Source organism: Ruegeria sp. CH6, from assembly GCF_056537005.1.
On record NZ_JBQFQS010000037.1, the window covers coordinates 1 to 5,574 of the forward strand.

The window sequence follows — 5,574 nt, forward strand, 5'->3', positions numbered from 1 at the left end:
ATCTGCTACCTCCATATCTGCTCAAAGATATGGAATCACGGATCAGAAAACTGGGGAAGACTGAATCTGATAAAGCCAGACGCGCTCTAGTTCGCCAATCCTCGGGTGCACGCCACCACCGAGCGGGTCGTGGATGAAGCCTTTGCCGAGGAACGATCAGCGCTCAAACCTCTACCTGCCATTCCTTACAGCGCGGTTCTAACCGTGGAACGGCGGGTTAGCCACTAGGGTATGGTCTCAGTTGATGGCAACCACTACTCGGTGCCGTAGACACCGCGCAAACGCATCGTCGATCAGATACGCATCTTTGAAGATGAAGTCTGCATCGCCCGCCACCCGGTGCTGGAAGGGCGCAATCGGCGTCGGGTTGATCTCGCGCATCGCAAAGCCCTGCCACCGCGCCTCGTGCAGCAACGACCTAAGGGCGTGCCGCTACGGTCACTGGCTTTCTATGACACGGTCGGTCAACGACTGGTCGCGGGAGTTATGTGATGACCGAAACACTCGACCGGATCCGGGGCGCGCTTGTCGGCTTGAAGATGCCCCGCGCCCTGGAAGTGCTGGATCATACGATGCAGAAGCTGGAACACGGCAAAATCTCGAGGATCGACGCGTTGGATGCCCTTCTCAGTGAATAATACGCCACCCGCGAAACCCACCGTATCGATGTCGCGCTCAAGACCGCCAAGCTGATACCCATCAAAACGCTGGAGGACTTTGACTTCTCGTTCCAGCCTTCGCTTGGCCGGGAGCGCATCGCTGCGCTGACCCAGCTCGACTTCATCCGCAGAGCAGAGGTCGTCCACTTCCTGGGTCCGCCCGGCACGGGAAAATCACACCTGGCGACAGCCCTTGGCGTAGCCGATGTGAAGGCGGGAAAGCAGGTGTATCGCGCCACATTGGCGGAGCTGATCGAAGCCCTGGTCAAAGCTGAACGCGAAGGACACCTTGCCGACAAGATCCGCTTCTATACACGGCCGTCGCTGCTGATCGTGGACTAGATCGGATACCTCCCCACCACACAGGGCGGCGCAAACCTGTTCTTCCAACTCGTCAATGCGCGCTATGAAATAGACGCAATGATCCTGACATCCAACCGGGGCTTCGCCGAATGGGGCGATGTCTTCGACGATCCCGTCGTGGCCAGCGCGCTCCTGGATCGCCTTCTGCACCACGCCGTCGTCGTCCAGATCGAAGGCGCCAGCTACCGCTTGCGCGGCCATACCGACTTGATCCCGGAGAACACCCGTACAAACGCACCCATCACACCGCCGCCAACGCTAAAGCGGCGCGGACGTCCACCAAAGAACGGAGCTGCAAGTCCCTGAACTGGCTGACAACCGAAAACGCCAAACTGGGGAATTTTAGCCTTCCCGTTTTGGGGAAAATTGAAATGCCATTGACAGTTATGCTCATCGTGGAATGGCAGCATCCTGTCATTGAGCAGGTCGGCAGCCGTGATCGGTGTCTTGGTGGTGTAGAGCTTGGCATGCGCCACCTTGCAATTGTTGTCCACGTAAGTCTGCTGATAGACCCGCCCGACGCCCTTGAGCGTGCCGACATAGAAAGTGTCCTGTGAGCCCAGATAGCCGGGATGGGTCGTTTCCACCTCGTCACACGCTTCATCGTCGAGCTTCTTCTTTCCCAGCGCCTGCACCTGTGCTTCGGTAAGGATGCAGCCATCCTCGGCCACTTTGGCTTTCAGGGCTTTCAGCCGGGCTTTGAAGTTGGCCAGATTGACCGGACACCCGAAGGCGAGACAAAGACACCTTGCTTGCGTAGCTCGTTCGAGGTGCGGGCCTGCCCGTAGGCCGGGAAATCGGTGGCGGATTTGATGACGGCCTATTCAGTCGTGTCGTCAACCCGGTTCGCCAGATTGGGTTTACGCCGGTTGCGCTCGAACAGCACTTCCACGCCGCCTTCCTCAACCGCCGACTTGTAGCGATAGAATGTGTCCCGGCTGTAGCCCATCACCTGAAAGGCTTTGGAGACATTGCCCAGTTCCTCGGCCAGATTCAGCAGACCGGTTTTGTGTTTGATGATCTTGTCGGTAGTATTCAACATCGTGGTTTCCTCGTTTCGATGGTTTGGTTGGCACCACCATCAAAACGGACAACCATCTCCCTTCAAGGGAAACACCGCCCCCAATCCAATTTGAAAAATTGGGGGCGGTGTCAGATAACATCGAGACTAATTCACCTGAAGGTCCGGCGTGCGCGTCTCAACCTGCTACGACAGATGCCAAAGGGTCTCCCTCTCAGCCTGCGCACTGGTTGAAGCCGTCATGTTCTGGCTATGAATCCTAACCCTAGTGCACGCTAAACCCGTTCAATCTGTGCGAGTTTAGCCATTCTTTGTGGTGGACCTATGGTTACGCGAGGCGGTGTGCCTTCTGGCACGCTGTCTTACACACATGCTGCAGCGGTCCACAAACCCGCCGTCGCTTGTCCTCCAAGCTCGTAGTGGGTCGCCACGTTCAATTGAAACATGGAGACCGCTGATGTTGAAGAATAATCTTGCATATCTGCGCCAGACGCGCGTCGGGATACACATTGAATCGCTCTTGCCAGGATTGGTTGGGGGTTCGGTTTTACGCAGTGCTTCTTTTTATTGTTTTGCCCAGCCCTTTGCTTGTCCATGCTGCATGTTGTGGTCGTTTTCAATTCAACCACTTATGCGGTTGCACGGGTTGCTTTTGAAAGTATTCAACTTTTGTTCAGTCAGAATCTTTCCCTTATTGCTACGGTTAGCCATCTTGCCCCGGTCGAATACTGGGGCTTTTCGGAGGGTAACGGCCCTTGTTTAGTTGTCGCTTCATCGGAGAGCCAATGCCCTTCCCCCACGATCTCAGACGTCGCGTTCCAACGCAGGATATTCAGAGCCGCATTAGTATTTGTGTGACCCCTGCCGCGTTTTCCTCATGAATTTCACCAACCAATCAAAGGATACATAATGAACCATTTTGTTGGGCCGGTATTGCCGGTTCGCGACGAACAAGCACAGGCTTGTCGCGACTTGTGGTGCGCGGTGATTCTGGCTGCTTTTTCAGATGCAACGGCACCGGGCAAGAAGGGTACGTTGGATCAGCATCAAGCCCGTAAATTCTTTGGCTCCAGACGGTTTTACCAGATCTGTGCGCTGGCGGGGTCGGATGCCGAATACATCCTGCGCGGCTACCGTGATCGGATGGCCGAGCTGAGTGCTAATGGGCATAAAGCGCAAAGATGTCATCGGTGATTACCAGCCGATCCTTGGGGGCTGCCTGGATGTGCTGCCGCATTATCGCGGCGTTGCAGATATGATCTATTGCGATGAGGACTATGAGCTGACCAGCGGTGGCAATGTCCTCCAATCCATGGGCGGCATCTTTGCCAAAGATCAGTATGGCAACGATTACAAACGGTTCTGTGTTGCATTTGGGCGTTATTTTTCAGATGTGATCTTTGCAATTCTGCTTCTCGGCTTGATTGCGACAGGCTTTATCGACGCGATAAGCATAAAAATACTCTGAATCACACAGCAGGAAGCGTAGAACGTGTTCGTAGTTTATCTTCGAATAACAAACTGCGCTACGATGAGAGTGGTAGCACTACTCTGGCCGATAGCCCGGTCAATGTTTCACTGTCATTCAGTTCTAGCGTTCCGTTGCAAGCATTAATGCTATTGGTGATAATGGACAAGCCAAGGCCAACGCCACTTCCATTATTTTGGTTTCGTGCGGGGTCTAGACGGGTAAAGGGTTTGAGTGCTTCGGATCGTCGATCTTTTGGAATGCCAGGGCCATTGTCATCTACAGTTATAATGATGATTGGCGCTTCGATTCTACAGGCTAACTTGGCGGTTGTTCCATAAGTCACTGCGTTTTCAATCAGCTGTTTCAAAGCTCGTGTGAGGGCATTTTTTTTGGAAAAGATTATTAAGCTTTCCGATGGTATTTCCCATACCGACACATTTGCTCCTTCGGAATTCATCTCTTCCACAATCTGATCCAAAAGGGTTGTGAGCTCAAAGTGAGAGGTTTCTTCATGCTGATCACTTTCTACAAATTCGAGGAACGTATTGATCAATTGTTCCATCTCTTCAATATTGCGCAACATTTCAGTGTTGTTTGCTTCGTCGAAACTCATTGCGGCCTCAAGTTTCATCCTAGTCAGAGGCGTTTTCAGATCGTGGCTCACTCCGGACAACAGCAGATTGCGCTGTTCCCTATGTTGTTCGATTCGTTTTCGCATCGCCAGAAACGCATCGCCTGCCATTCGGATTTCTTTCGCGCCGGACGGTTTAAAACAATTAATATGTCCGCGGCCATACTCACTCGCAGATTTTGCCAATTCCCGAAGCGGCTTGAGCTGGCTCGACAAAAAACTCCAAGATAGAATAACCATGAGCACAGATAGGCCAGCCACCAAAACCAGCAATTGATGCGGGTTAGATACCGTTACCTGTCTGCGGGGTAACTCTAAAACCAGTCGGCCTTTTGACGTTTCAAACGCCAGCAGCACTCGTCTACCACCTTGCTGGCTCATGTCTGCGGCTGAAAGGTTCGTAAGTCGTTTATGCAACAATGCTGCGGCGATGCGTCCAGAATAGTCAAAATTGTTCAAACTGCTGACAATATCCGTGCTGCCAGGCAAGATATTAATGTCAAGCGAATCAGCAACTCGGACAAAATCGCCTCCATTTTCAAATGTATTCAAAACAAGTTCAATCTTGCTGACCGCATTCTGCGTCATTTGAATAGTGGCACCTTCATACATGCGTTGAACGATACCAATAGAAATTGAGACCTGTACAATCGTCACAGGGACGAACAGTATCAAAGCCGCCCGCGCAAACAAACTGCGCGGCATTATTCTGCGGGTCAGTATCTTTTTAATGTACACCAGTTAAGTTTCCATATTGCGACCTTGATCATAAGCCTAACCGAAGTCTTAAAGTATTTCACTTTCAAGTGAGCAATTTGAACGGTCTCAAGAAAATTTGGTGGCTCTTAACCTTGAAAGAAAGGGAAAGTAAAATAAATTTTTTTTGCGCTCTGTTTGGTGTGACCCAGCCCCCTGATCCGGGCCGTTGAGGTGTAGAATCCGTTTCTGTTTCTTTCTTTTGATATGGTTTTGGTCAAGGCCTGCTGAGCGGAGCCCTTGCGGAACTCAAGCGAGGCAGGCCGGGTGGCACGGTTGAGATTGGCGTAGACGGTCGGTGCCAACCCGCCAAGTGATGTGTGTGGTCGTTGTGTGTTGTAATCGATCCTCCAGTTTTCAATGATCTTCCGGGCCTCAGCGAGATTACCGAAGATGTGTTCGTTCAAACATTCGTCACGAAGCCTACCGTTGAACGACTCCACAAAAGCATTCTGCATGGGTTTCCCCGGCGCGATGTAATGCCAGCCAACGCCGGTATCCTGGCACCATCTGAGCACGGCATGAGATGTCATTTCCGTTCCATTGTCAGAGACAATAATGTCGGGCTGGCCGCGCCTGCGGACTAGAGCGCGTCTGGCTTTATCAGATTCAGTCTTCCCCAGTTTTCTGATCCGTGATTCCATATCTTTGAGCAGATATGGAGGTAGCAGAT

At 52.2% G+C, this 5,574-nt stretch carries 5 protein-coding genes and 3 pseudogenes; 3 read left to right on the forward strand and 5 right to left on the reverse strand.

The annotated features are described in order from the left end of the window. Positions 1-237: 237 nt before the first annotated feature. Positions 238-381: a hypothetical protein gene (locus ACR0CW_RS22945; protein ID WP_480789561.1), complete on the reverse strand. Its 144-nt coding sequence runs from the start codon at positions 379-381 to the stop codon at positions 238-240. Positions 382-464: 83 nt separating this feature from the next. After that, the gene (locus ACR0CW_RS22950; RefSeq protein ID WP_480789562.1) at positions 465-806 is read right to left on the reverse strand and encodes a hypothetical protein; all 342 of its coding nucleotides are present in this window, start codon (positions 804-806) and stop codon (positions 465-467) included. Here ACR0CW_RS22950 and istB point away from each other — a divergent pair. Beyond that, positions 699-1,328 (forward strand): annotated as a pseudogene (istB, locus tag ACR0CW_RS22955) (IS21-like element helper ATPase IstB). The gene ACR0CW_RS22950 and the pseudogene istB overlap by 108 nt on opposite strands. 83 nt (positions 1,329-1,411) lie before the next feature. Here the strand turns inward: istB and ACR0CW_RS22960 are convergent. Then, positions 1,412-2,064: pseudogene (locus tag ACR0CW_RS22960) on the reverse strand (helix-turn-helix domain-containing protein); the annotation flags it as partial. A gap of 888 nt (positions 2,065-2,952) precedes the next feature. On the opposite strand from ACR0CW_RS22960, the gene ACR0CW_RS22965 reads away from it, so the two are divergent. Together ACR0CW_RS22965 and ACR0CW_RS22970 are read left to right on the forward strand one after the other, a co-directional pair. Then, a complete protein-coding gene (locus ACR0CW_RS22965; protein WP_480789563.1) occupies positions 2,953-3,237 on the forward strand; it encodes a hypothetical protein in 285 nt (94 codons plus the stop codon). Beyond that, positions 3,206-3,511, forward strand: a complete 306-nt coding sequence (locus ACR0CW_RS22970; RefSeq protein ID WP_480789564.1) for a hypothetical protein — start codon at positions 3,206-3,208, stop codon at positions 3,509-3,511. The genes ACR0CW_RS22965 and ACR0CW_RS22970 overlap by 32 nt, the downstream gene beginning before the upstream one ends. Positions 3,512-3,569: 58 nt before the next feature. Here the strand turns inward: ACR0CW_RS22970 and ACR0CW_RS22975 are convergent, their stop codons facing one another. Then, positions 3,570-4,850, reverse strand: coding sequence for an ATP-binding protein (locus ACR0CW_RS22975; RefSeq protein WP_480789565.1), 1,281 nt, complete (start codon positions 4,848-4,850; stop codon positions 3,570-3,572). A gap of 323 nt (positions 4,851-5,173) precedes the next feature. After that, a pseudogene (locus tag ACR0CW_RS22980) lies at positions 5,174-5,574 on the reverse strand (integrase core domain-containing protein); the annotation flags it as partial.